Here is a 20,795-nt window from a genome sequence, read left to right on the forward strand (position 1 = left end):
GGGGAAATACTAGAAGCATGAATGATAAGTATACAGAAATGGCGGGCCGCTTGATCGTGGCCCTGGACTACCCGGATGCCGAAGCGGCATCCGCGCTGGTCCGCGAACTTGAAGGTATTCCCTGCTACTTGAAGGTGGGCATGCAGCTGTACTATGCTGCAGGGCCTGCTTTTGTGCGGGAATTGAAGTCAAAAGGCTACAGCGTATTTCTTGATCTGAAAATGCATGACATACCCAATACGGTAAGGGGTGGCGCAGAGAGCATCACCCGTCTTGGTGTGGACATGTTTAACGTCCATGCTGCCGGAGGTACGGCGATGATGAAAGCCGCGCTTGATGGAGCCGAATCCGCGGTTGCGGCCGATCCCGGACTGAGCAGGCCGGTCATTATCGCGGTCACCCAGCTGACCAGCACCAGCCAGGAGACGCTCAACAGCGAGATCGGCATTCAGGGCAGCGTTCAGGACGCCGTGGTACACTACGCCAAGCTGACGCAGTCGGCCGGACTGGACGGCGTCGTCGCCTCGGCCCAGGAATCGGCGCTGATCCGCGAGGCTTGCGGCCAGCAATTTATCACCGTCACGCCGGGTATCCGGCCTACGGGCTCCGCAGCAGGCGACCAGGCGCGCGTCCTGACGCCGGGCGAAGCCATTCGCCAAGGCAGCCATTACATCGTCGTAGGGCGTCCGATTACGGCGGCGGAAAACCCGCGTGAAGCTGCCGAACACATTATCAAGGAGATGATCGAAGCTTGACTACCCTAGCAGAAATTCCAGCACGTATCGCATCCCATTTGCTTGAGATCGGAGCGGTGGCGCTCCGGCCGAAACAGCCGTTCACTTGGACCTCGGGCATCAAGTCGCCTATCTACTGCGATAACCGTCTGACGATGTCTTACCCTGAAATCCGCGAGCTTATCGCCGAATCGTTCGCTGCGATCATCCGGGCGCAGTATCCGGACGCGGAAGTCATTGCGGGAACGGCGACGGCCGGTATCCCTCATGCAGCGTGGGTTGCCCAGAAGCTGAATCTGCCGATGGCCTATATCCGCGATAAAGCGAAGGGACACGGCAAGGAGAACCTGATCGAGGGCATCATCAAGCCGGGGCAAAAAGTCGTCGTCATCGAAGACTTGATCTCGACCGGCGGCAGCTCGCTTAAAGCGGCGGTAGCCGTGAAGGAAGCCGGTGCCGAGCCGCTCGCCGTGCTCGCCATCTTCAGCTATCAGCTCGATAAAGGGGTACAAGCCTTTGCCGAAGCGGGGATTCCGCTGCAGACGTTGTCCAACTATGCGGCGCTGATGGAAGTGGCCCTGGAAAAGGGAGCCATTCAGCAGGAGGACGTCGAAGCGCTCAAAGCGTGGAGAGAAGATCCGTCATCGTTCGGAAACTAAGAAGACGACACTTGTGTGAATTTCCTCAAATGGATTTATAAAATGATAAAGCAAAGGCAGCCCTAAGGGCTGCCTTTTTAAGTGGTTTACACGGATGATGAACCATGCTGTAACCTTAAGCTTGAGGTTTCAAATCTTTTAGTGGATGGCATTTTTCTCAAAATTGCCGCCGAGCACATCGGACACATGCTCAATGGCAATAAAGGCTTTGGGATCGATCTCCTGCACGAGCGCCTTCAGTTTGGCCAGCTCAAGCCGGGTGACGACGCAATAGATGACTTGTGTATCTTCCTTCGAGTAGCCGCCTCTGGCGTACATGAAGGTCGTGCTGCGTCCCAGCCGATCCTGAATCGTTTGGGAAATTTCCTCGTATTCGTTCGAGATGATGGTGACCGACTTGGACTCGTTCAAACCCTCGACCACGATATCCATCACTTTGGAGGCCATATAGTATGTAAATATGGAGTACATCGCGGAATCCCAACCGAATACGAATCCGGCAACAATGAAAATGAAGACGTTCATGATCATGATAATTTGGCCGACCGGCATGCGGAGCTTTTTAGACAGCAGAATCGCGACAATTTCGGTTCCGTCGAGCGAGCCGCCGAAACGGATGACGAGTCCGACGCCAAGACCGAGAATAAGGCCGCCGAACAGGACCGCTAATATTTTCTCATTGGTAAAAGGACTGACATGATGCAGCAGCTGCGTCGTTACAGACATGACGGCGATGCCGTAAAGGGTAGAAAAGGCGAACGTTTTTCCGATCTGCTTGTATCCCAGAAATAAAAAGGGGAGGTTGATAATAAACAGAAAAATACCGAGCGGAAAGGCCGTCACTTTGGATAAGACGATCGAAATCCCGGTGATGCCGCCATCGATGATTTCATTGGGAACCAGAAATACCTCGAGCGCGACGGCCATAAGCACGGCCCCCACCGTAATAAATACAAATTTTTTGACCAGATCCGCAAAAGACAGCTTTTTATGTGTTTTTGCCATGGACATTCCCCGCTTTCCTGAAAATTAAAATGTTAAACAACTTAGTTATCAGTATAAACGATTTTTTCGCTCAGCACAAAGCAATCTCGCTTTTTTTCGAACGTTTTCGACATTTTACTAGCCGACATTTCTGCTGCTATGAATGAACCATCGCGTTTGCGGCAACAATAGGCATCAAAACAGCTCATCTATGAAAGGGGGGTTAGCAGCAATGCGGTGGGTGTATTTCGGCAAGCTCTACCGGACGAAGTTCCAGGCAGGGTGCCTGGCGAAGAGGCTGGAGCAGGACAGCTGGATTTACGGTTATGAAGAGCCGCGGCTCGTTGAAATTTTCCGTTCAAGGAGAGGCAGGTACGGTGTCCGCTTCTTGCCGTGACATGGCAGGCCCCAGGATGTCCTAACACCAATTCCATAAATAAATACTTGACGCAGTGGGTACATATGCTGTATATTAATTCTTGTCGCTATTTGATATGGTTAATGACGCGGGGTGGAGCAGTCCGGTAGCTCGTCGGGCTCATAACCCGAAGGCCGCAGGTTCAAATCCTGCCCCCGCAACCAATTTAACAGCCATTATCTGTACGGTATATACTTGATCAGGGCCCTTAGCTCAGTTGGTTAGAGCGGTCGGCTCATAACCGACTGGTCGGGGGTTCGAGTCCCTCAGGGCCCACCATATAGCATTATGCAAGAAACAGCATGCCGGGGTGGCGGAATTGGCAGACGCACAGGACTTAAAATCCTGCGGTAGGTGACTACCGTACCGGTTCGAGCCCGGTCCTCGGCATACAGGTAAACCATTCGAAGGAAGCCGGTTCAGTCTTTGACTGAGCCGGTTTTTTTGTGCTCATGGCCGGTAAAAGGAATGGGAATTAAAGGATTGCCGGTATAGGCAAAACATGTTATATTAAATTTTGTCGTCACAAAAGTGATAGACAAGCCGGGATGGCGGAATTGGCAGACGCACAGGACTTAAAATCCTGCGGTAGGTGACTACCGTACCGGTTCGAGCCCGGTTCTCGGCATTGGATTGGAACAAGTTGAACAGGGTAAGCTGGTCCGGATCGGGGCCGGCTTATTTTTTTAGCTGCCGTTCAATGCGGTCTGACTTTCATTGATTGTGCGTCGGCAGACGTTTTTCTATAAAAATAGGTTTATATATTTACGAGAGAGGAGAAATGCTTCATGATATTTAATAACGATTGGGACGAGCAGCTGAAGGAAGAAACCGAAAAGGACTATTTTCAGGAACTCCGTTATAAGCTGGCCAAGGAATACAAGCTTCACAAAGTGTACCCGCCGAAAGAGGACCTCTTTAAAGCGCTCAAGCTGACCCCATACGAGGATACCAAAGTGGTCATTTTGGGACAGGATCCTTATCATGGACCCGGACAGGCCCACGGCCTAAGCTTTTCGGTCAAACCCGGCGTGCGGATTCCGCCTTCCCTCGTGAACATTTACAAAGAGCTGCACAGCGATCTGGGCGTGCCGATTCCAAACCATGGAACGCTGGTGCATTGGGCCGAGCAAGGGGTGCTGCTGCTCAATACGGTGCTGACCGTCCGGGATGGCGAGGCAAATTCGCATAAAGGATTAGGATGGGAGCGATTTACCGATGCTGTCATTGAGAAGCTGAATGAGCGGGATAAGCCGGTCGTGTTCATTCTATGGGGAAGCCATGCCCAGAAAAAAGGAGCTTTTATCGATCGGAAAAAGCATCTGGTGATCCAGTCGGTTCACCCGAGTCCGCTGTCGGTGCACCGCGGTTTTTTTGGAAGCAGGCCGTTTTCCAAAGCCAACGCGTTTTTAGCAGCCCATGGGATCAAGCCGGTCGATTGGGCGATTCCTGACCGGTAACTCATTTTCATGCGAAAGGAGGCGAAAGGGCCATGAAGAACTGGATCGGCAGGCGGGTTACTATCCTGTGCAACGACAAGCTGCATTCCCGGGTCAAGGGGACGCTTCGCAAGTGGGATGAACATAACGAATGGCTCGTGCTCGGGCCGCACGACCTGAAGCTGCCGTTTGGCGAGGTTTGTACGATCCGGCTTCTTCCCGAAGGGAAAAATGCCCCTGACGCCGCGCCTCATTCGGTCGGATATATCATGAAGGACAAACGGCAGTTCGATAACGCCGTGTTGTTCGGGTCCGAGGTCATGATCTGGCGGAAGGACCGTCTGGAAGCATACAGGGCCACCCTGAGCTCGCATAATGCGGAGACGGTGACCCTGTCGGACGGCCGGACTTTTCGGAAAGCGGAGTGCACTTGCGTTGTCCGGTCATTGCGGGGCATGCTGTGAGACATTAGTCTTGCGGCATGCTTTTTTTTTCTCACTCTTTCATGTCATCGACCTTTTCCGCCAAAAACAGCCCATACCCCCGGACGATAATGATCTTGGCGATCATATAGACGGGAATGGCCAAAATGACGCCGACGATCCCGGATACGTCCCCGCCGATCAGCAGCAGGACGATGGCCGTCATCGGATGAATGTCCAGCTGCTTGCCGTAAATAATCGGCGTCAGCAGATTATCCTGGATCTGCTGGGAGATGATGATCACGACGAGCGACCATACGGCAACGGAAGGCGAATCGATAAAACCGATGATAACGACCGGAATGGCAGCGATGATCGCACCTACGTATGGAATCAGGTTCAGGACGATCGAGATCAGCGCGAGCAGGAGAGAGTACGGAAGCCCGATAATGAGGAAGCCGATGTACATCAGCACGCCTAAAATGAGATTCAGCACGACCCTGCCGACGATAAAGTTGCTGAGCGCCGTATCGATTTCCCGCAGCGCTTCTTTCCCTTCCTTCCGGTATTTCCGCGGAAGGATATGCAAAATTTTAGGGGGAAGCTTGCTGCTTTCTTTCAGCATGTAATACAGCACGATCGGAACGGTAGCAATAATGACCACGACATTGGATACGACGGATATAAAATTGGAGATCGAATCCGTTACGGCCATAATTAGACCGTTGAGATATTCACTCACGCGGGCATAAATTTCCGACTCGCTTGGCAGCGCCTTGGCGAAAAAGCTGTTTTTCTGAAGAGCCTCAAACTGCTTCTGCAAATCTTCCACGAAATAAGGCGCGTTTTCGGCAAAAGTGATCACCTGCTCGCGCAGCGTTGGCCATACCAGCACCGAAAACAGGGCGATCAGACCAACGAACATGAGGTAGATCGACAAAATCGAAAGCGACCTTTTCCAGTGGTGCTTTTCCAAGTAATTCACGATGGGCCTCAGCAAATAATACATGAAACCGGCCAGCATCACCGGGACCAGCAGCAGCTTGAACAGCAGGACGATCGGATTGAAAATAAACTTTACTTTGGCACCCAAATAAATAATTAAAAGCGCCGCGATGATACCCAGACATGTACGAAAATATTTGCTCTGCAGCAATCAAATCCCCCCAGCCTTCATGGACCAGCCTATGTAACGGTCTGTTTCCTCTTTTACAACCCATTAACCAAATGTCATAAGGATGATTCAGGGAGCTCCTGCCATCGCTTCTGGAAGCGGTAACCGTTTGAGGCAATCCGGGTATTCGTACAGTCAAATCGCAGGTGAACTACATAATATAGGTTGACCCCATGAAAAAGGAGGTTCAAACCTATGAGCGGAGTCGTAGGCGGCGTTGGTTATCCAGGCGGAGTTTTCAAATCGACGGGAGCGATCTTGGTCCTTTTCATCCTCTTGGTCATTATTCTGAGTTCGTGTTTTTGTTAAGTAGGAACACAGGAGCATCCTGGCGGATCATCTTGCCGGGATGTTTTTTTATGCCCGCGTTAGTTTACCTAATTACATACAGTCATTTAACCTGGGAGGGATTGAGGATGAGCCAACTCGTGATCGCATTGTTCCGGACGAGACAGGATACGGCGCTGGCGGTCAGCGCGCTTTGGGAGCGTCATTTTGACAAAAAGGACGTGTCGCTGCTTGCCCTTGACAAGAGACAGTTATCTATCGTATGCCGGGATACCGGCTTGAAAGAACCCGTGTCCAGGCATGGTACCAGCGGGTTGTTCGGCGAAATCCGGGATTTAACCTCCAGCCTGACGCTGCGGGATCAAGTCACCTGGGCATCGGGACCGGCAGCGGCCAAACTTGGGGGGGCGGAAGTCGGCGGGAAGAGCGACGGGCTGATTGTCAGTCTGGTGGGGATTGGCATCCCCGAAGGGGATGCAGAAAACTATGAGAAGCTGCTGATTCAGGGGCATTTTATGGTCATTGTGGAATGCAGTAAGGAGCGAAGCATCGAGGCGCAGCATGTTCTTGAGGCCCATCGGTGCGTCGAGACGAGAAAAGAAAAGCGTGTATCGACATAAAAAAAAGGCGATCGAGTACCGATCCCCTTCCGGTCAATAAATGATTCTCCGGCTTAAGTTAACGGCCGTTCCGTATTTTTTGCTGAGGATCTTGGCCTCTTCGGTGACGTAGGCGAGGATATGCTGCAGCCGCTGGGTGGCCGGCCGGATGGTTTCTTTGACTTCTCCGTGGACGATGACGTCAAACACGATCATGAACGAATACCTCCTTATATGCGGGATAAATCCATGATAAAATACAACCATCAGAGAGGAATCAATTTGGATGGAGCGGTTTGTAAACTCTACGGTTTATACTCGCATTACATAAGACGGGTACGATAAGTTGGTAAGGTTTGCGAGAATACCAGTCGGGAGGTTGAGAGAAGTTGGATTCGATTATTAATTTTGCCCACCGGGGCGCATCTGCGGTATGTCCGGAAAATACGATGGCCGCTTTTGCCCGCAGTTTGGAGCTTGGTGCCACAGGGATTGAAACCGATGTTCAGTTAACCCGGGACGGCCGGCTTGTCCTGATTCACGACGAAACGTTGTCCCGGACGACAAACGGGAGCGGGGGGGTCAAAGATCATGACCTGAAAGAGCTGAGGAAGCTGGACGCCGGCAGCTGGTTCCATCCCGATTTTGCGGAGGAGCGCCTTCCGCTGCTGGAAGAGCTGCTGGAGCTGGTTCAGGGCACCGGGACCGTCGTCAACATCGAGTTGAAAAATACGAAGGTACCTTATGCAGGGCTTGAGGAAAAGGTCATCGACATGGTAAGAAGCTATAACCTGAGCGAGCGGATCGTCATCTCAAGCTTCAATCACTATTCTCTGCGGCTCTGCAAGCAGCTCGCGCCTGAAATCCGCACCGGCATTTTGTACATGGAGGGACTGTATGAGCCGTGGGAGTATGCCCGCAGCGTTGAAGCTGACGCCCTGCACGCTTACCATTTTGCGGTGCTGCCTGAATTTGTGGCGGGAGCAAAGGCGGCCGGTAAGGTATACCACCCATGGACGGTCAACGAAGAAGAGGAAATGCAGCGTCTTATCTCCGCAGGGGCAGCGGGGATCATCACCGACTACCCCGATAAGCTGGCAGCGCTGCTGAGCGCTTCGGTGCGCTCCTAAACAACGATAACCCGATGCCACGGCGGCATCGGGTTATTTTGTGCCCGTAAACGTCTCCAGAACAGTGAGGGAACGCGTCACCCTTGATGATCCGCTGAATCCCCGTTCGACGGATGTTTACCTTTCTTCAATTTCCGCGCCCCTTCTTCCAGCACGTCTTCAATCATGTCCGTGGATGAGGGCGTTTCATGATCGGGATCCGGAATGGGGTCGACCCCGGGGAAACGATCCTCTTCATTCGGTTTATTCATCGCCACACGTCCTTCCAATAGAATCGTTGGTACTTCCATAGTGTGTTCCTTATATGTAAGGATAAACCGTTCCAAGCGCCGATGAACCACATTTTCCTGCACCTTACGAGCCGAAAGGTGGTTAATCGTTATATAAAAAAATAAAGCCGCCCAAGCAGGGCAGCGAATATTAACGAATATGAATGAGGCGTGACAGATGGCCGACTTCATCCAGCGGAATCCACATGGAGCCATACACCGTCCGCATCTTTAAAGTTCCCGGATCATCGGATTTCTCAGGGATGCCGGTGATGGATTCACCATCCAAATTTTGAACGAATAATTGATGGCCGCGCCGGATCGCCATTTCAATTTCCTTTTCCATGAGACTATTCTCCCGTATCCACATACTGGTAAGACTTTTGTATCAATAACTATCTTTATCATAAGATAATTTTCGTCTGTTGGATAGAGAACAGATGTTTGATTGGTGGGGATATGGACCTAAAATATGAATTTAATTTGAACGGATGTGCTGAAAAATAAAAAAACCCTCCGTCTGGAGGGGCAGAAAAGAAACCGAGCAGCTAAATCCGGATGTCTAGACGGTTTCCCAAATGGGGTACGGTGCTGCTATCCAGCATTTTGACCAGGGATTGACCGTCCTGCGAGGCTTGATCCTTAGCGATTTTAAGCACCTGAATGCTCACATTTTGAGCCAGCCGGGACTGGCTCATGGCCATCGATAAAGCAGGAATATCCATCATAAGCCTCCTCTATGTAAAATGGGTAACATCTATGTTATCGGATTTTCGGTATGATTTATAAAATAGATGCCGCCCGGGAACCAAGTTCCCGGGCGTGCGATCAGGGAGGTGTCATGCTGATTTCATCCGAAAAATCCGGAATTAATACATTCCTCCACCGAAGTGATCGCGACAGTGGCATCTTTTATGGTGGCGTTTTTTGAAGTGGTGGTGATGTTTGTGAATCTTATGGCAGGAAACATGCTTTTCTTTGTGGACTTTTTTGATTACAGGTTCCCAGTCGACTTTGACGAATATCGTTTTCTTGATTTCTTTTTTGAGGATGACTGGTTTTGGTCTGCGGACATGACAGTGACGACGGTGATCATGTTCGTGGAAAAAGAATTTACCCATTTGGTTACCCCACCTTTGTTGGAAAATGTGAAACCTGAGATATCGTATGTAACGGTTTCCTTCGCAAACACGGCGGAGGTCCCTGTGAGAACAAAATAGATGATTATCTTAACGGGACAGGGCCAAAACTCTGCGGCTAATTGTGAAAATAACAAAAAACCCTTGAAGCCTTACGCTCCAAGGGTTTCTATAGATGATCTGCAGTGGGCTCGAACCACTGACCCCCACCCTGTCAAGATGGTGCTCTCCCAGCTGAGCTAGCAGATCGTACAAGTCAGATACATTTAATATAATAACAGCGCCGTAGTTAGCTGTCAATCATTTTATTTGGCTCACGGTGAATGGCATGCACAATTTGTTTGCCGCTCATGATTAGAAGCTATCCAAACGGGCGAAAACTAAAGTATATTTCGAAACAAAAGGAGTGGCACGGTATGCCGAACAAAGGCGGGCTGCTCACGGCAGGGCTGTGCCTGCTGCTTGCCGGATGCTCCCCCGCGGGTGAGTTTTCGGATGCGCAGGAGCCGATCAAGCCCGGTTCAACAATGGCCGACTCACCGATTATGCTGGACGTTTACGGCAAATCGGTCAGCGAGGATGTGTATTCCAAGGGCCCTATTACGCCGCCCTGATTCCCCTGGACAAGACATAGGGCCCGTGCTCCGACTGCACCGGCCCTTGTTTTATTTTAGATATAAGAAAGATTGCATCGGAGATTCGGTTTCCTTATATCACAAGAAAACTTCCGCAAAACGCGGTCTATCTTCCGTGAGTGTTCGTCGATAAACGTTTCTCTTATTCCTCATCCCATTTGCGTGAATACCCTTTTTGGATGACATAAATAAATGAATAGATCAAGATGGCTGATAAAATGACGATCAGCGCAATGGTCATGCCCATAACGATCCATGGTCTCCCTTCCATAGAGCTCTCATGAGTCAACTATACAGGAAAATCATTTTTTTGTATAATGATTCAGCCGTGTTTTTTATATTGATTGCATGAAAGAGAGGGTAACCGATGCCTGCAGAAATAGTATACGTGACGACTCCCGAGCAGCTGGAACATGCGCTGGACATCCGCCAGGAGGTGTTCGTCAAGGAACAAAACGTGCCCGCTGACCTGGAGATCGACGAATACGATGTGATCAGCGAAAATGTTCATCATATCCTCCTTCAGGACAAGGATCAGTATGTGGCCACCGGCCGGATCATTTATTATAACAGCGATACCGCCAAGATGCAGCGAATCGCGGTTCGCCGCGAGTTCCGCACCCACGGGTTCGGCCGCATTTTGCTGATGGCGATGGAAGAGCGGGCGAGGGAACTGGGGCTGGCCTATTCCATCCTGGATGCTCAATGCCAAGCTGAACAGTTCTATGCAAAACAAGGCTACGAGGTCATTTCCAAGGAGCCGTTCGATGACGCGGGCATTCCGCATGTCCGTATGAAGAAAACACTGTAGGCTTCATTTCTTCGCATAAATCCATGTTCTCAGGGAACGATATCCATATGTCACCTTGATATATCATGACAACTTAAGGAGTGGATATCGATGGGAAACCCGGGAAGAGAACAATTTATCGCAGTACAGAAGAACGGTGACGGCGACTTGACGGCCTTTCAAACGTCGTCGGGCCGGGTGCTCGATTACGAGCAGGCGCTGCAGGAAGTAAAGGCGGGCGCCATTGCCGGAGTAAACGTCTTTAAAGGCCGTGACGGCGAGATGTACATCCGCGGGGACGCCGACGGCGATCCGTCGAATAATCTCGATAACCTGCCTACCTTTGAATAAAAGACGATCGTCATGCTTCCAAAAATAACAGCCGGCTGCAGAGAAGATTCATCTTTCTGCAGCCGGCTGTGTTTTTTCACCCGTAATCCACATCGACCTGCAAGGGTTACAGCGTATATAAGTGCCCTTGCTCAAGGAAGGTCATTTCTCCGGTTTTTCCTACAAATCCGTCTTTATTATCCGCATAATGCATCAATCGGATCATACGCTGAACCGGCTCCGGCAGCGATAGCAGCTCGCTAAGCGTCGTATGCACCTCGCCCGGTCCTTCCAGCTGGACCTCGTGCAGGATCGTATCACAGCCGCGTTCCCGTACGAGCTTGTCCAGCAGCCCGGGGTCGAAGGTCATGTCTGCGCTGTAGAAGATCCGGCCGTTAATATAGAGCGAAAAGCTGTCTTTGCCCGGAATGTGACGGTTCGGGATAAGCTCCAGCTCGATTTGCTCCGACAGGCGGCAGGGAACCCCCGGCTGAAGCGTATGTACGTCGAAGGCGTCCTCGAGGCAGGTGATCTCGCCGGGTTGGGACAGACCGCCCTTCAGCGTGTGCTCCCACAGCACATCACGCAAAGCTTCCGCGATAAAAAGCTTCATTTTGCGACGATACGCATATTTCATCTTGAAGGCAAGCTCCTCCAGGCCGCCGACATGATCGCCATGAATATGGGTGATCAGCACGGCATCCAAGTCGTTAAACGTTTTGCCCAGTTGGTGAAGGGCGAGGGGTGCCGTAATTCCGCAATCGATCAGCAAAGTGAACGACCCGTCCCCGAGCAGGGCATTATTGTTGAAATACTTTTTGGCAAAAGCGCTGCCTGTCCCCAGCATCTGAAGCTGCAAGCTCATCGGTTGATCCTCCTGTGAATGAGCGGCATGCCGAGCATGCCGTTCGTATTTTTTTCTTTCATTATACACCACAGTTCCCAATTTCCATCTCCCCCCATAATATGCTGTAAACGCGCGAAATGGGGTTTTGTCATGGCGAAGGGAAAAAGCAAAAAACCGGCACAAGCCAAAGGGGAAAAGGTCATCCGAGGCATGAGGCTCGTGACCTCCGACGTATGCGAGGCCTGTAAAACGCCTTGTGCCCGGGGAATGGCGTACGCGGCACGGATGAGAGTTCCGGGTGCGGTCGGCAAAGGGGTGCCCTGTATTTTAACCAAGAAGTAAGGAGAGAAATGAGGAACTGAACCAAAAATTTGGAGCTATAGTCCCACAAGGTGGGGCTTTTTTTGTGTTTCTGGAACAAAATTCCTTCACTTTTGAGAAAAAATGTGAGTTTTGTCCGTATGTACAGCGCAACTTGCGTTTGTACTTTTCGTATATACATACAACATCACGATGGAAATGGAGGGAAATGAACAAGATGAATTGGAAGAAAGTTATGGTATGCGTATTCGCCTTTTCCCTGATGGGGGGTTCTGTGTTTGCGGATTCGATCACCCAGAAAGTCAGGGTGTGGATGAACGGCAAGGAAATCCAGGACGGCGGTTATATCATCGACGGTAAAACCTATGTCCCGATCCGGGAGTTTGACGGGGTCGTAAAGTTTAATTCAGACACGAACAAGGTTGAATTCATTAAGCCTAACGTACATATATTTCTGTTTAATGGAGATACCATCTTCGGTAACGTCAATAAAGGGAAGCTCAAATTTAACGTATTCTGCCAGGTGGACAGTTTATCGGACGACGTGGCTAGCGTAAAGGTGGCTATTACGGATCCTTCGGGAAAGGTCAAGGATATCCAGTCTCAGGACGTGAGCGGCAGCCAGAAGGATAATTTCTGGTTCCGGACTTACGATTTTACGTATGATTTCAGCAGCGCGGGCAAATATAAAGTGGGGTTCTACATTAAGGCCACTAAGACCAGCGATTACGTCCTCGTATCGCAAAAAGTGATCACTGCGCTGAACTGACAACCCCCGAGGAGGATAAATTGACCAGATCATGCGGACGTGATACGATACGGTGGTATGATCCATTCCAACCATAAGTGAGGTTTTTGTTAAAATGAGCGATCACAAGCATGAACACGGCGAAGCCTGCAATCATGATCATGACCATGATCACGAGCATGAGGAATTTGTTCTGACGCTGACAGATGAGAACGGCAAAGACGTGGAAATGGTTCTTGTCGAAACATTCGATGTAGGCGAGAACGTTTATGCACTGCTGCTGGAACGTGAGAATCCTGAAGCGGACGGCATCATCCTTCGCGTCGAGGAAGAGGACGAGGAAATGATGCTTTACAATATTGAAGACGAAGAAGAATGGAACAAAGTGGAAGCCGCTTATAACGAGCTGGTTGCCCAGTTGGACCAGGAGTAATCCATTTCGCCACAAGCCCTACACCAAGAAACCCCCGAACCGCAGCGAAAGCGGGACCGGGGGTTTCTTTTTTTGGTGCAGGCGCTAAACAGCCGCGCGTATTAAAAAATCGGATCGGTTTCCACAATGACCTTGACGTTTTGGATATACCGGTCTTCCGGTCCTTTTACCGGCAGTCCGACGTCCACATGGTCGACGATGTAGTCGATATTGTCTTGGGAGATGACCTCTCCCGGAAGAAGGATCGGAATGCCCGGCGGATACACATAAATGAACTCGGCTATGATGCGTCCGGCCGATTCCTTGAACGGAATGACTTCCGTATCCCCGTAGAAGGCGTCCCTTGGAATGAGGGACAGCTGCGGAATTTCCGGAATTTTAACAACCAGCTCGTTGGCTGTGTTTACATTATAGTAGGTCTGTGCCAGCTCGCGGAGCGCATTCACCAGGATGGAGATGGTCTCTTCGTTATCCCCTGGCGTAATCAGGCACAGGATGTTGTACATGTCGCTCAGCTCGACTTCGATATTATACTTTTCGCGAAGCCAGTTTTCGGTCTCATAACCGGTGATGCCCAGGTGGCGGACATGGATGGTCAGCTTGGTCGGATCATAATCGTAAGTCGCTTCCCCGCCGAGAATTTCCTTGCCGAAGCAGTAGAGACCTTCAATTTCATTGATTTGCTTGCGGGCGGACTGCGCCATATCGATGGCACTTTGGGCCATGGCATAACCGTTCAGCGCCAGGTTCCGTCTGGAGGTATCCAGCGAGGCGAGCAAAATGTAGGAAGTCGACGTCGTGGTCAGCATACTGATGATCGTTTGCACGCGCTGCGGATTGACATAGCCGTTCTTCGTGTTCAGATTCAGCACGGAGCTCTGCGTCATGGAGCCGCCCAGCTTATGCACGCTCGTCGCGGCCATATCCGCTCCGGCATCCATAGCGGACATCGGCAGTTCCGGATGGAAATGGGTCAGCACGCCGTGGGCTTCGTCCACGAGGACGGGCACATTCCGGCTGTGGGCGAGGTCCACGATCTCCTTCAGATTGGCGGAGACGCCGAAGTACGTCGGATTAATGACGAGAACCGCCTTGGTGTCCGGATGACGGTCCAAGGCCCGCTGCACGGAGCGGACGGTAATGCCGTGGTCGATCCCCAAATTTTCGTCGCGGGCCGGCGAAACGAAGACGGGCTTGGCACCGGAGAAAATAATCGCGGACATGACCGACTTATGGACATTCCGGGGAACGATGATTTTGTCGCCAGGAGAGCACATCGTCAGAATCATGGTCATGATCGCGCCGCTGGTTCCCTGTACGCTGAAATACGTGTAATCGGCGCCGAAAGCGTCAGCAGCCAGAATCTGGGCTTCCTCGATGACGCCCGTCGGCTGGTGAAGGTCGTCCAGCGGGGCAATATTGATCAGATCTATTGAGAGGGCGTTATCGCCGATAAATTCTCTGAATTCGGTATCGGTCCCCATTCCCTTCTTGTGGCCGGGAATATGGAACTGAACGGGATTTTTTGCCGCGTGCTGTGTGAGTGCTGTAAATAAAGGGGTACGGCTATGGTCCATGTATGCTGTCACAACCTTTCATCTGTTAAAATTACAAAGCTCAGTATAGCAAATCGGGGGGCGAATGCAAGCGGCTTTTTGACCCTGTGAAAATCTCGTCCCCATATGGGGTACACTATTAGTATAGACCATACTGTCGGGAGGATTCGCACAAACCAAAATAGGGAAGTGGTGAAACGCGTGTCGCAAATAACGGAAGCGGCGGCAGCCCGCCGGCTGATTTCGCCTTTTTTCATCGGGCTGCTGACGATTCTATTTCTCGTGGAATTTATGAAAGGGTCGCTTCTGGTGGCCATTTTGCCGGTTTATATGAAAAACTCGCTCGGTCTCGGCGCCCATACGATCGGTCTCGCTTTTTCCCTTCAATATATCGGTGATAACTTGTTCCGCAGCCCGTCGGGCTGGATCGCCGAGCGGCTGGGGTACCGCAGAACGCTGACGGGGGCGCTGGTGCTGACCATCGTCGCGGTTGGCATGATCGCCTTCTTATCCGGCGCAGGCTGGCTGTCGCTTGCCTGTTTTATTCTTGGGGTAGGCACTTCGCCGCTGTGGCCCTGCGCCATGACCGGGACGACGGCCATTTCGGGTCCGAGAGGCAGCAGCGGACAAATGATCGGCATGCTCGAGATCGCTTCGCTGGGCGGAACAGGCGCAGGACCGATCGTCATGAATTTTTTGATGGACCGTACGAACAAGAACTATCAGACGCTATTTTTTATCCTTATCGGCTGCTGCATCATCGTAGTTCTGGTTGCATTGCTCCTCCCGGGAAGAGTCAAGGCCAATGGGAAGGGGATGGAAAGCAGGACGGAAGCTGTGAGTGGGTTCCTTCCCCAGCTGCTCGGAAAGGTAAATCATCTTTTTGCCAGCATCCGCAAGACGCTGTACGAAATCAGGCACAACCTGAAGGTCAGCTGGCTGGTGTTTCCGGCGCTGTTTCTCCAATCCTTCGTCATCGGGCTGCTCAGCCCGGTGATCACGCTGTACGTTCAAAATGATCTGCACCTGTCTCCGAACATGTACAGCCTGCTGCTGATCGCGGGCGGAGGCATTACGGTGCTGGCGATCATTCCATGCGGGAAGCTGGTCGACCGGTTCGGAACCGCCCCTTTCCTGAATGCCGGGTTTCTGCTGGCGGCTATTTCCCTCATCATGTTCTCGGCTGTGCGCTCGCTGCCGGTTGTGTTCGCCGTCGTAGGTATGGTGGGCATCAGCTATGCCATGATCCTGCCTGCCTGGAATACCTTTGTATCGACGCATGTTCCGAAAGGCGAGCGGGGAGCGGTATGGGGATTTTTCCTTACCCTCCAAGGCTCGGGCATGGTTGTCGGGCCGATCGTTTCAGGTCAGCTCTGGGATCGTCTCGGGCATTCGGTGCCTTTTGTCGCCAGCAGCATCGTCATGGCCGTGCTGTTTGTGATCCACCTCGTTTTGTCGCGCAAGAAGCGGGCAGAGGCGCCGTAACGAACAAAAAAAGGATAGGGTGCCAGCGCGCTTATGCGTACCGGCTGCTCTATCCTTTAATATTTGGCTGCACCGTAGCGGCGGTTAGAACGCCATTTTATACAGCGGCAGCAGCTGTTCAAAAGTGGAATGAATGACGGACACCAGTTGGTCTCCGTCGTCCAGCACGGGGTCCCCTTTTTCGATCCGGAGTCCGCATAGCACCTCGGATTTTTTGACGTTCTTCAGCTTGTCCGCCATTTTGGCGAAGTCTGCGGCCGTCATTTCAGACTGCGGGGTAAAGCCGGGGTCCATATGGTCCATCGACCAATAGAACGTTTTGGGGAGCTTTTTGACAGCCGCGATTCCTTTCTTGCCTTCCAGATGCTCGGCGAATACCGACTTGTTCGTGCTCTCGTAAATGATCGCAAAGATGATGAACAGATGCGTGCCGAACATGCCCACCTGAAAATGGGGGAGGGCTTTGTAGCCGCGTTTGTTGGCCGCCCAAGCCACCCAGGTATCGTTCGGCGGGTTTACCGTCCGTCGGGCATGCTTGGCAACGTGAACAAACATTTCCTCTCCGCAGAGCGCGGACAGGAATGGGACGATTTCGCTGCCTAATATTTCAAGTTTGGGGCGAACCCGCTCAATGAGCACTTCCATCCGGGGCTCCAGTCCCTCCACATTAAACACTTCAAAATCCTGCGCGTTAAATCCTGCAAACGGCATTCTTGCTGCCTCCTCCATCCAAATGCGTGTTGAATTTTTGTCCCATTATACCACAATCCGCGGCGGATCTTTAATTGGCAGGGCTTCCGGCCGGTCTTTTCCGTTTGATGCTGCGCCCTGTCGGGTAAAAATAGTCAATAAACCAAGTTACCGTTACATAGGATAAAGTATAAAATATAGCAAAGCTGTTAAGCCATCAGCTTGATAACGAAGCTGAAGAATCACCGGCCGATTCCAGCCCGCCGGTCTTAAGAAGCGGGAGAAGGAAACAGCCAAAGGCGGTCCAATTTTGAAGGAGGGAGTGCCGTGAATAAGAGCTATGAAGTGGAATACTGCAATTTGGAGCTTCGGTTTAACCGGCGGCATATTCAGGACCTGATCAAGGATTTGATTCAAGACGGCTATTCGTTGTACTGGAGCGAAAACGAAACCCTGTTCATCATCTCCGTCCGAACGGGGCGCAAACTCGTCAAGCTGCGGTTTAACCGGACGAAAAACGGTTATAAGATGGTTGGGGATTACACGATCCGGGACGCCAAGCTGGCGGAATGGATGGAGAAGCTGATCGAGGATACCCGCGGTCACGCGATCGTCAAACGGTTCAAGGACCGCCAGATTCTGATCGAGAGCATTCTATTCGGCGAGGTGATTCGGCTTGTCGAAATTTCAGGCTATCAGCAAAAAGTACTGTATCAGAAGGGTCCTTTTATGACGGAGCAGGAGATTTCCAAAATGTATTTCTCCAAAGAGGGCGACTTGCGCCTGCAGCTCCTGAGGCTTGAGCTGGATGACGAGCTGGAGCGCCTGTACGAGGCGATGCAGGCTGGAGATGCCGAAAAAGCGGAGAAGAGCAAGGAGAAGCTCGCCGCCCTGTCCAAGGATTTAATGATGCTTGAATGGTAAATTACCTTTTGTACGACAATAGAATGGAAGATCGTTCATAAACACCTCGGATGCGCTGCGGGGTGTTTTATCACGGGCAGCTGACTGCCGAACCCAGACTTCACTTTCACGCGTAAACACGTTAAAATAGGCTTGTTCTAAAATTTTCATCAAAAAATCGCAAAGAATGGAGAAAAAACATATGTCGAAACAACAAATTGGTGTCATCGGCCTTGCTGTCATGGGCAAAAATCTGGCACTCAACATTGAGAGCAGAGGCTTCACCGTTTCCGTGTTTAACCGCTCTCCAGAAAAAACGCATGATCTTTTGAAGGAAGCCGAAGGAAAAAATCTGACGGGGACTTTCTCGATTGAGGAATTTGTGAACTCGCTGGAAACACCGCGAAAAATTTTAATTATGGTACAAGCCGGCAAGGCGACCGACGCCACGATCGAGCAGCTGGTGCCTCACTTGGACGAAGGGGACATCATCATCGACGGAGGCAACGCGTACTTCCCGGATACACAGCGCCGCAGCGCGGAGCTGGAAGCAAAAGGACTGCGCTTTATCGGGACAGGCGTATCCGGCGGGGAAGAGGGAGCTCTGAAGGGACCTTCCATTATGCCTGGGGGACAAAGAAGCGCCTACGAACTGGTAGAACCGATTCTGACGGCGATTTCGGCCAAAGTGAACGGGGAGCCTTGCTGTACATATATCGGACCGGACGGTGCCGGACATTACGTAAAAATGGTGCATAACGGAATCGAATACGGCGACATGCAGCTGATCTGCGAAGCTTACCAGCTTCTTAAGGACACGCTGGATTTGAGCGCCGAAGAACTGCATGAAATTTTCTCTGACTGGAACAAGGGAGAGCTCGACAGCTACCTGATCGAAATTACGGCCGATATTTTCGCGCAAAAGGATCCGGAGACGGGCAAACCGATGGTGGACGTTATTTTGGACTCCGCCGGCCAAAAAGGCACGGGCAAGTGGACAAGCCAAAGCTCCCTGGATTTGGGCGTGCCGCTGTCCATGATCACGGAATCCGTATTCTCCCGCTTCCTGTCGGCGATGAAGGAAGAACGCGTAGAAGCGAGCAAAATATTGAACGGCCCGAAAAAAGCACCGTTCCAAGGGGACAAAGCCGAGTTTATCGAGAACGTCCGCAAGGCGCTGTTTGCAAGTAAAATCGTATCCTACGCCCAAGGCTTCGCGCAGCTGCGCGTCGCTTCCGACGAGTACGGCTGGGATCTGCAGTACGGCAACCTGGCGAAAATCTGGCGCGGCGGCTGCATCATCCGCTCCCGCTTCCTGCAGAACATCACCGACGCCTACGAGAAAGATCCGGGCCTGAAAAACCTGCTTCTGGATCCGTTCTTCAAGGACATCATCGAGAACTACCAGGAAGCATGGCGTACGACGGTAGCGACGGCCGTGGCTCAAGGCGTTCCGGTTCCCGGCTTTGCCAGCGCCCTGGCATATTTCGACAGCTACCGCACGGAGCGGCTTCCGGCGAACCTGCTTCAGGCGCAGCGCGATTACTTCGGAGCCCACACGTTCAAGCGCGTGGACAAGGAAGGCGTCTTCCATCACAACTGGATTCAGGAGTAATCGTTACTTGGGGGAGCCGCTTCGTTTTCTCCGCTCTGGAAAAGACCGTGCATTGCCTCCAGCAGGCAGACGCGGATCCTTTCGTTGTCGAGCCCCTGGGCAGATGACCGGCTGAGCAGGAGGACGGCGGCCTCGCCGAAATATTGAAAATTGCGCATTAGACGTGGCTTGGGAAGCTCCAGCAGGGCTGGATCTTTCTGGGCCACTTTTTTTTGGACGTAATGAAGCACCCAGAGCAGATCGTCCCGGCACAAAATGTGCTGGGGATCGAAGATTTGCTCTATCCGTTTGGGGCCTCCAAGTAAAGGGCTATGGGAATCATGCATGGCTCCTCTCGACCACTCCTCATATTCTACTGGTTATCAAGTTGATGTATGTATATGATAGAGTTCCTGCAAATAGACTTGCAGGCGAAGGACGGCATTGTCGAAAGTTTTTGGCCTGTGTTATGATATGTAGCAAGTAACGGCATGGGCAGCAGCAAGTGCAAAAAGGGGTGTTCTATTGAACCGGACTAAACAAAATATTATCTTGATCGGTATGATGGGCACGGGCAAGTCAACCGTCGGCGATCTGCTGGCTATGGAGCTCGGATTCCGGCTGATCGATCTGGATGCCGCCGTCGTGGAAAAGGCCGGCATGACGATCCCGGAGATCTTCGAGCGGCATGGCGAGCCGCATTTCCGCGAGCTCGAGAACGAGACGCTGCGGCAGGTGCTCGCCTCCGGAGAAGGAGTGATCGTCGCCACGGGAGGCGGCGCGGTGCTGCGCCCGGACAACTGCGAGTTGATGCTGCAGGGGGGGCTCGTCGTAGCGCTCACCGCAGATGCGGAGCATATTATTGCCAGGGTCCAGGGGGACCGGAACCGGCCGCTGCTTGCGGGCAATGCGGAGGAGCGGGTGAGAGCGCTGCTTGAGGAGCGGAGAGACGCGTATCGCTTTGCCCACTGCACGGTGGACACGTCGGGCCTTGCGGCGGAAGAAGTCATGCGTGCAATTTTAGCGCATTACCGCGTCTAAGCTTATCTCTGTGAAAAACAGCAGCAGTCTGACCGAGGTCAAGCTGCTGCTTCAGTAGCTTAGGTTGCGGCCCGGTTAAGCAACCGGAAGGGCATCCAAGCCATAACTTCCCTTTGTGGGGATGATGTTTTCGGGCCCCCCGCAAAGTACCTGAATAGGCATCGAAG

29 protein-coding genes and 5 tRNA genes are annotated in these 20,795 nt (G+C 51.9%); 23 read left to right on the plus strand and 11 right to left on the minus strand.

The window, feature by feature from the left end; genetic code table 11:
• Nucleotides 1–17: 17 nt before the first annotated feature.
• Together pyrF and pyrE are read left to right on the plus strand one after the other, a co-directional pair.
• On the plus strand, nucleotides 18–755 hold the full coding sequence (gene pyrF, locus ABID47_RS01695) for an orotidine-5'-phosphate decarboxylase (protein WP_354494711.1): 738 nt from the start codon (nucleotides 18–20) through the stop codon (nucleotides 753–755).
• On the plus strand, nucleotides 752–1,393 hold the full coding sequence (pyrE, locus tag ABID47_RS01700; protein WP_105444549.1) for an orotate phosphoribosyltransferase: 642 nt from the start codon (nucleotides 752–754) through the stop codon (nucleotides 1,391–1,393). The genes pyrF and pyrE overlap by 4 nt, the downstream gene beginning before the upstream one ends.
• Nucleotides 1,394–1,531: 138 nt before the next feature.
• Here the strand turns inward: pyrE and ABID47_RS01705 are convergent, their stop codons facing one another.
• Nucleotides 1,532–2,398, minus strand: a complete 867-nt coding sequence (locus ABID47_RS01705) for a YitT family protein (protein WP_116231585.1) — start codon at nucleotides 2,396–2,398, stop codon at nucleotides 1,532–1,534.
• 211 nt (nucleotides 2,399–2,609) lie between these two features.
• Here ABID47_RS01705 and ABID47_RS01710 point away from each other — a divergent pair, with 211 nt between their 5' ends.
• From ABID47_RS01710 to ABID47_RS01740, 7 genes are all read left to right on the plus strand, one after another.
• Entirely contained in the window at nucleotides 2,610–2,774 is a 165-nt protein-coding gene (locus tag ABID47_RS01710) for a hypothetical protein (protein ID WP_163879495.1), read from the plus strand.
• A gap of 108 nt (nucleotides 2,775–2,882) precedes the next feature.
• Nucleotides 2,883–2,959: transfer RNA gene (locus ABID47_RS01715), tRNA-Met, on the plus strand.
• 38 nt (nucleotides 2,960–2,997) lie between these two features.
• Nucleotides 2,998–3,074 (plus strand) — tRNA-Ile (locus ABID47_RS01720).
• A 25-nt stretch (nucleotides 3,075–3,099) separates the two neighbouring features.
• Nucleotides 3,100–3,185: transfer RNA gene (locus ABID47_RS01725), tRNA-Leu, on the plus strand.
• A gap of 152 nt (nucleotides 3,186–3,337) precedes the next feature.
• A tRNA-Leu gene (locus tag ABID47_RS01730) sits at nucleotides 3,338–3,423 on the plus strand.
• Between the two features lie 163 nt (nucleotides 3,424–3,586).
• The gene (locus ABID47_RS01735; protein ID WP_089550315.1) at nucleotides 3,587–4,255 is read left to right on the plus strand and encodes a uracil-DNA glycosylase; all 669 of its coding nucleotides are present in this window, start codon (nucleotides 3,587–3,589) and stop codon (nucleotides 4,253–4,255) included.
• Between the two features lie 32 nt (nucleotides 4,256–4,287).
• Complete coding sequence (locus ABID47_RS01740; protein ID WP_076169879.1) at nucleotides 4,288–4,698, plus strand: hypothetical protein; 411 nt, start codon at nucleotides 4,288–4,290, stop codon at nucleotides 4,696–4,698.
• 31 nt (nucleotides 4,699–4,729) lie between these two features.
• Here ABID47_RS01740 and ABID47_RS01745 read toward each other — a convergent pair whose 3' ends face one another.
• The gene (locus tag ABID47_RS01745; protein ID WP_116229561.1) at nucleotides 4,730–5,812 is read right to left on the minus strand and encodes an AI-2E family transporter; all 1,083 of its coding nucleotides are present in this window, start codon (nucleotides 5,810–5,812) and stop codon (nucleotides 4,730–4,732) included.
• Between the two features lie 213 nt (nucleotides 5,813–6,025).
• On the opposite strand from ABID47_RS01745, the gene ABID47_RS01750 reads away from it, so the two are divergent.
• Complete coding sequence (locus ABID47_RS01750) at nucleotides 6,026–6,139, plus strand: sporulation protein YjcZ (protein WP_084203873.1); 114 nt, start codon at nucleotides 6,026–6,028, stop codon at nucleotides 6,137–6,139.
• 107 nt (nucleotides 6,140–6,246) lie between these two features.
• Nucleotides 6,247–6,738: a hypothetical protein gene (locus tag ABID47_RS01755; protein WP_354494712.1), complete on the plus strand. Its 492-nt coding sequence runs from the start codon at nucleotides 6,247–6,249 to the stop codon at nucleotides 6,736–6,738.
• A 33-nt stretch (nucleotides 6,739–6,771) separates the two neighbouring features.
• Here the strand turns inward: ABID47_RS01755 and ABID47_RS01760 are convergent, their stop codons facing one another.
• On the minus strand, nucleotides 6,772–6,933 hold the full coding sequence (locus ABID47_RS01760) for a mechanosensitive ion channel protein MscL (RefSeq protein WP_076169882.1): 162 nt from the start codon (nucleotides 6,931–6,933) through the stop codon (nucleotides 6,772–6,774).
• 173 nt (nucleotides 6,934–7,106) lie between these two features.
• Here ABID47_RS01760 and ABID47_RS01765 point away from each other — a divergent pair, with 173 nt between their 5' ends.
• Nucleotides 7,107–7,847, plus strand: coding sequence for a glycerophosphodiester phosphodiesterase (locus ABID47_RS01765; RefSeq protein WP_354494713.1), 741 nt, complete (start codon nucleotides 7,107–7,109; stop codon nucleotides 7,845–7,847).
• Between the two features lie 77 nt (nucleotides 7,848–7,924).
• Here ABID47_RS01765 and ABID47_RS01770 read toward each other — a convergent pair whose 3' ends face one another.
• From ABID47_RS01770 to ABID47_RS01780, 3 genes are all read right to left on the minus strand, one after another.
• Entirely contained in the window at nucleotides 7,925–8,098 is a 174-nt protein-coding gene (locus tag ABID47_RS01770) for a hypothetical protein (RefSeq protein ID WP_354494715.1), read from the minus strand.
• Between the two features lie 169 nt (nucleotides 8,099–8,267).
• Nucleotides 8,268–8,462 carry a hypothetical protein gene (locus tag ABID47_RS01775; RefSeq protein WP_089548166.1) on the minus strand — a complete coding sequence of 65 codons (195 nt, stop codon included), beginning with the start codon at nucleotides 8,460–8,462 and terminating at the stop codon, nucleotides 8,268–8,270.
• A 202-nt stretch (nucleotides 8,463–8,664) separates the two neighbouring features.
• Complete coding sequence (locus ABID47_RS01780) at nucleotides 8,665–8,844, minus strand: YjfB family protein (RefSeq protein ID WP_354494716.1); 180 nt, start codon at nucleotides 8,842–8,844, stop codon at nucleotides 8,665–8,667.
• A 174-nt stretch (nucleotides 8,845–9,018) separates the two neighbouring features.
• Here ABID47_RS01780 and ABID47_RS01785 point away from each other — a divergent pair, with 174 nt between their 5' ends.
• Nucleotides 9,019–9,336, plus strand: a complete 318-nt coding sequence (locus tag ABID47_RS01785) for a hypothetical protein (protein WP_354494718.1) — start codon at nucleotides 9,019–9,021, stop codon at nucleotides 9,334–9,336.
• Nucleotides 9,337–9,431: 95 nt separating this feature from the next.
• Here ABID47_RS01785 and ABID47_RS01790 read toward each other — a convergent pair.
• Nucleotides 9,432–9,504: transfer RNA gene (locus ABID47_RS01790), tRNA-Val, on the minus strand.
• A 167-nt stretch (nucleotides 9,505–9,671) separates the two neighbouring features.
• Between ABID47_RS01790 and ABID47_RS01795 the strand changes: the two genes are divergently transcribed.
• The 3 genes from ABID47_RS01795 to ABID47_RS01805 all read left to right on the plus strand — a co-directional run bounded on the left by ABID47_RS01795 (nucleotide 9,672) and on the right by ABID47_RS01805 (nucleotide 11,031).
• A complete protein-coding gene (locus ABID47_RS01795) occupies nucleotides 9,672–9,869 on the plus strand; it encodes a hypothetical protein (RefSeq protein WP_354494720.1) in 198 nt (65 codons plus the stop codon).
• A gap of 388 nt (nucleotides 9,870–10,257) precedes the next feature.
• Entirely contained in the window at nucleotides 10,258–10,701 is a 444-nt protein-coding gene (locus ABID47_RS01800) for a GNAT family N-acetyltransferase (protein WP_116229567.1), read from the plus strand.
• A 90-nt stretch (nucleotides 10,702–10,791) separates the two neighbouring features.
• Nucleotides 10,792–11,031 (plus strand): DUF3892 domain-containing protein, encoded by a 240-nt coding sequence (locus ABID47_RS01805; RefSeq protein WP_076169889.1) that lies wholly within the window; start codon nucleotides 10,792–10,794, stop codon nucleotides 11,029–11,031.
• A 106-nt stretch (nucleotides 11,032–11,137) separates the two neighbouring features.
• On the opposite strand, the gene ABID47_RS01810 is transcribed toward ABID47_RS01805, so the two are convergent.
• Nucleotides 11,138–11,875 (minus strand): MBL fold metallo-hydrolase, encoded by a 738-nt coding sequence (locus ABID47_RS01810; RefSeq protein ID WP_354494722.1) that lies wholly within the window; start codon nucleotides 11,873–11,875, stop codon nucleotides 11,138–11,140.
• Nucleotides 11,876–12,007: 132 nt separating this feature from the next.
• Between ABID47_RS01810 and ABID47_RS01815 the strand changes: the two genes are divergently transcribed.
• The 3 genes from ABID47_RS01815 (at nucleotide 12,008) to ABID47_RS01825 (ending at nucleotide 13,359) form a co-directional block, all read left to right on the plus strand.
• Nucleotides 12,008–12,199, plus strand: coding sequence for a hypothetical protein (locus ABID47_RS01815; RefSeq protein WP_105444558.1), 192 nt, complete (start codon nucleotides 12,008–12,010; stop codon nucleotides 12,197–12,199).
• A gap of 196 nt (nucleotides 12,200–12,395) precedes the next feature.
• Nucleotides 12,396–12,947 carry a copper amine oxidase gene (locus ABID47_RS01820; protein ID WP_354494723.1) on the plus strand — a complete coding sequence of 184 codons (552 nt, stop codon included), beginning with the start codon at nucleotides 12,396–12,398 and terminating at the stop codon, nucleotides 12,945–12,947.
• A gap of 94 nt (nucleotides 12,948–13,041) precedes the next feature.
• A complete protein-coding gene (locus ABID47_RS01825; RefSeq protein ID WP_076169893.1) occupies nucleotides 13,042–13,359 on the plus strand; it encodes a DUF1292 domain-containing protein in 318 nt (105 codons plus the stop codon).
• A 101-nt stretch (nucleotides 13,360–13,460) separates the two neighbouring features.
• On the opposite strand, the gene ABID47_RS01830 is transcribed toward ABID47_RS01825, so the two are convergent.
• The gene (locus ABID47_RS01830; RefSeq protein WP_145131773.1) at nucleotides 13,461–14,936 is read right to left on the minus strand and encodes an aminotransferase class I/II-fold pyridoxal phosphate-dependent enzyme; all 1,476 of its coding nucleotides are present in this window, start codon (nucleotides 14,934–14,936) and stop codon (nucleotides 13,461–13,463) included.
• Between the two features lie 180 nt (nucleotides 14,937–15,116).
• Between ABID47_RS01830 and ABID47_RS01835 the strand changes: the two genes are divergently transcribed.
• On the plus strand, nucleotides 15,117–16,400 hold the full coding sequence (locus tag ABID47_RS01835; protein ID WP_354494725.1) for an MFS transporter: 1,284 nt from the start codon (nucleotides 15,117–15,119) through the stop codon (nucleotides 16,398–16,400).
• A gap of 84 nt (nucleotides 16,401–16,484) precedes the next feature.
• On the opposite strand, the gene ABID47_RS01840 is transcribed toward ABID47_RS01835, so the two are convergent.
• On the minus strand, nucleotides 16,485–17,111 hold the full coding sequence (locus ABID47_RS01840; RefSeq protein ID WP_354494726.1) for a YktB family protein: 627 nt from the start codon (nucleotides 17,109–17,111) through the stop codon (nucleotides 16,485–16,487).
• Nucleotides 17,112–17,417: 306 nt separating this feature from the next.
• On the opposite strand from ABID47_RS01840, the gene ABID47_RS01845 reads away from it, so the two are divergent.
• On the plus strand, nucleotides 17,418–18,014 hold the full coding sequence (locus tag ABID47_RS01845; RefSeq protein WP_076169896.1) for a hypothetical protein: 597 nt from the start codon (nucleotides 17,418–17,420) through the stop codon (nucleotides 18,012–18,014).
• Between the two features lie 181 nt (nucleotides 18,015–18,195).
• Nucleotides 18,196–19,608: an NADP-dependent phosphogluconate dehydrogenase gene (gene gndA / locus ABID47_RS01850; RefSeq protein ID WP_076169897.1), complete on the plus strand. Its 1,413-nt coding sequence runs from the start codon at nucleotides 18,196–18,198 to the stop codon at nucleotides 19,606–19,608.
• On the opposite strand, the gene ABID47_RS01855 is transcribed toward gndA, so the two are convergent.
• On the minus strand, nucleotides 19,599–19,934 hold the full coding sequence (locus ABID47_RS01855) for a hypothetical protein (protein ID WP_076169898.1): 336 nt from the start codon (nucleotides 19,932–19,934) through the stop codon (nucleotides 19,599–19,601). The two genes, gndA and ABID47_RS01855, sit on opposite strands and share 10 nt — an antisense overlap.
• Nucleotides 19,935–20,112: 178 nt before the next feature.
• On the opposite strand from ABID47_RS01855, the gene ABID47_RS01860 reads away from it, so the two are divergent.
• On the plus strand, nucleotides 20,113–20,628 hold the full coding sequence (locus tag ABID47_RS01860; protein ID WP_354494727.1) for a shikimate kinase: 516 nt from the start codon (nucleotides 20,113–20,115) through the stop codon (nucleotides 20,626–20,628).
• Nucleotides 20,629–20,795: the final 167 nt, after the last annotated feature.

It is taken from the genome of Paenibacillus favisporus, assembly GCF_040545415.1.
In the GTDB taxonomy this organism is placed as follows: Bacteria; Bacillota; Bacilli; order Paenibacillales; family Paenibacillaceae; genus Paenibacillus_AQ; species Paenibacillus_AQ favisporus.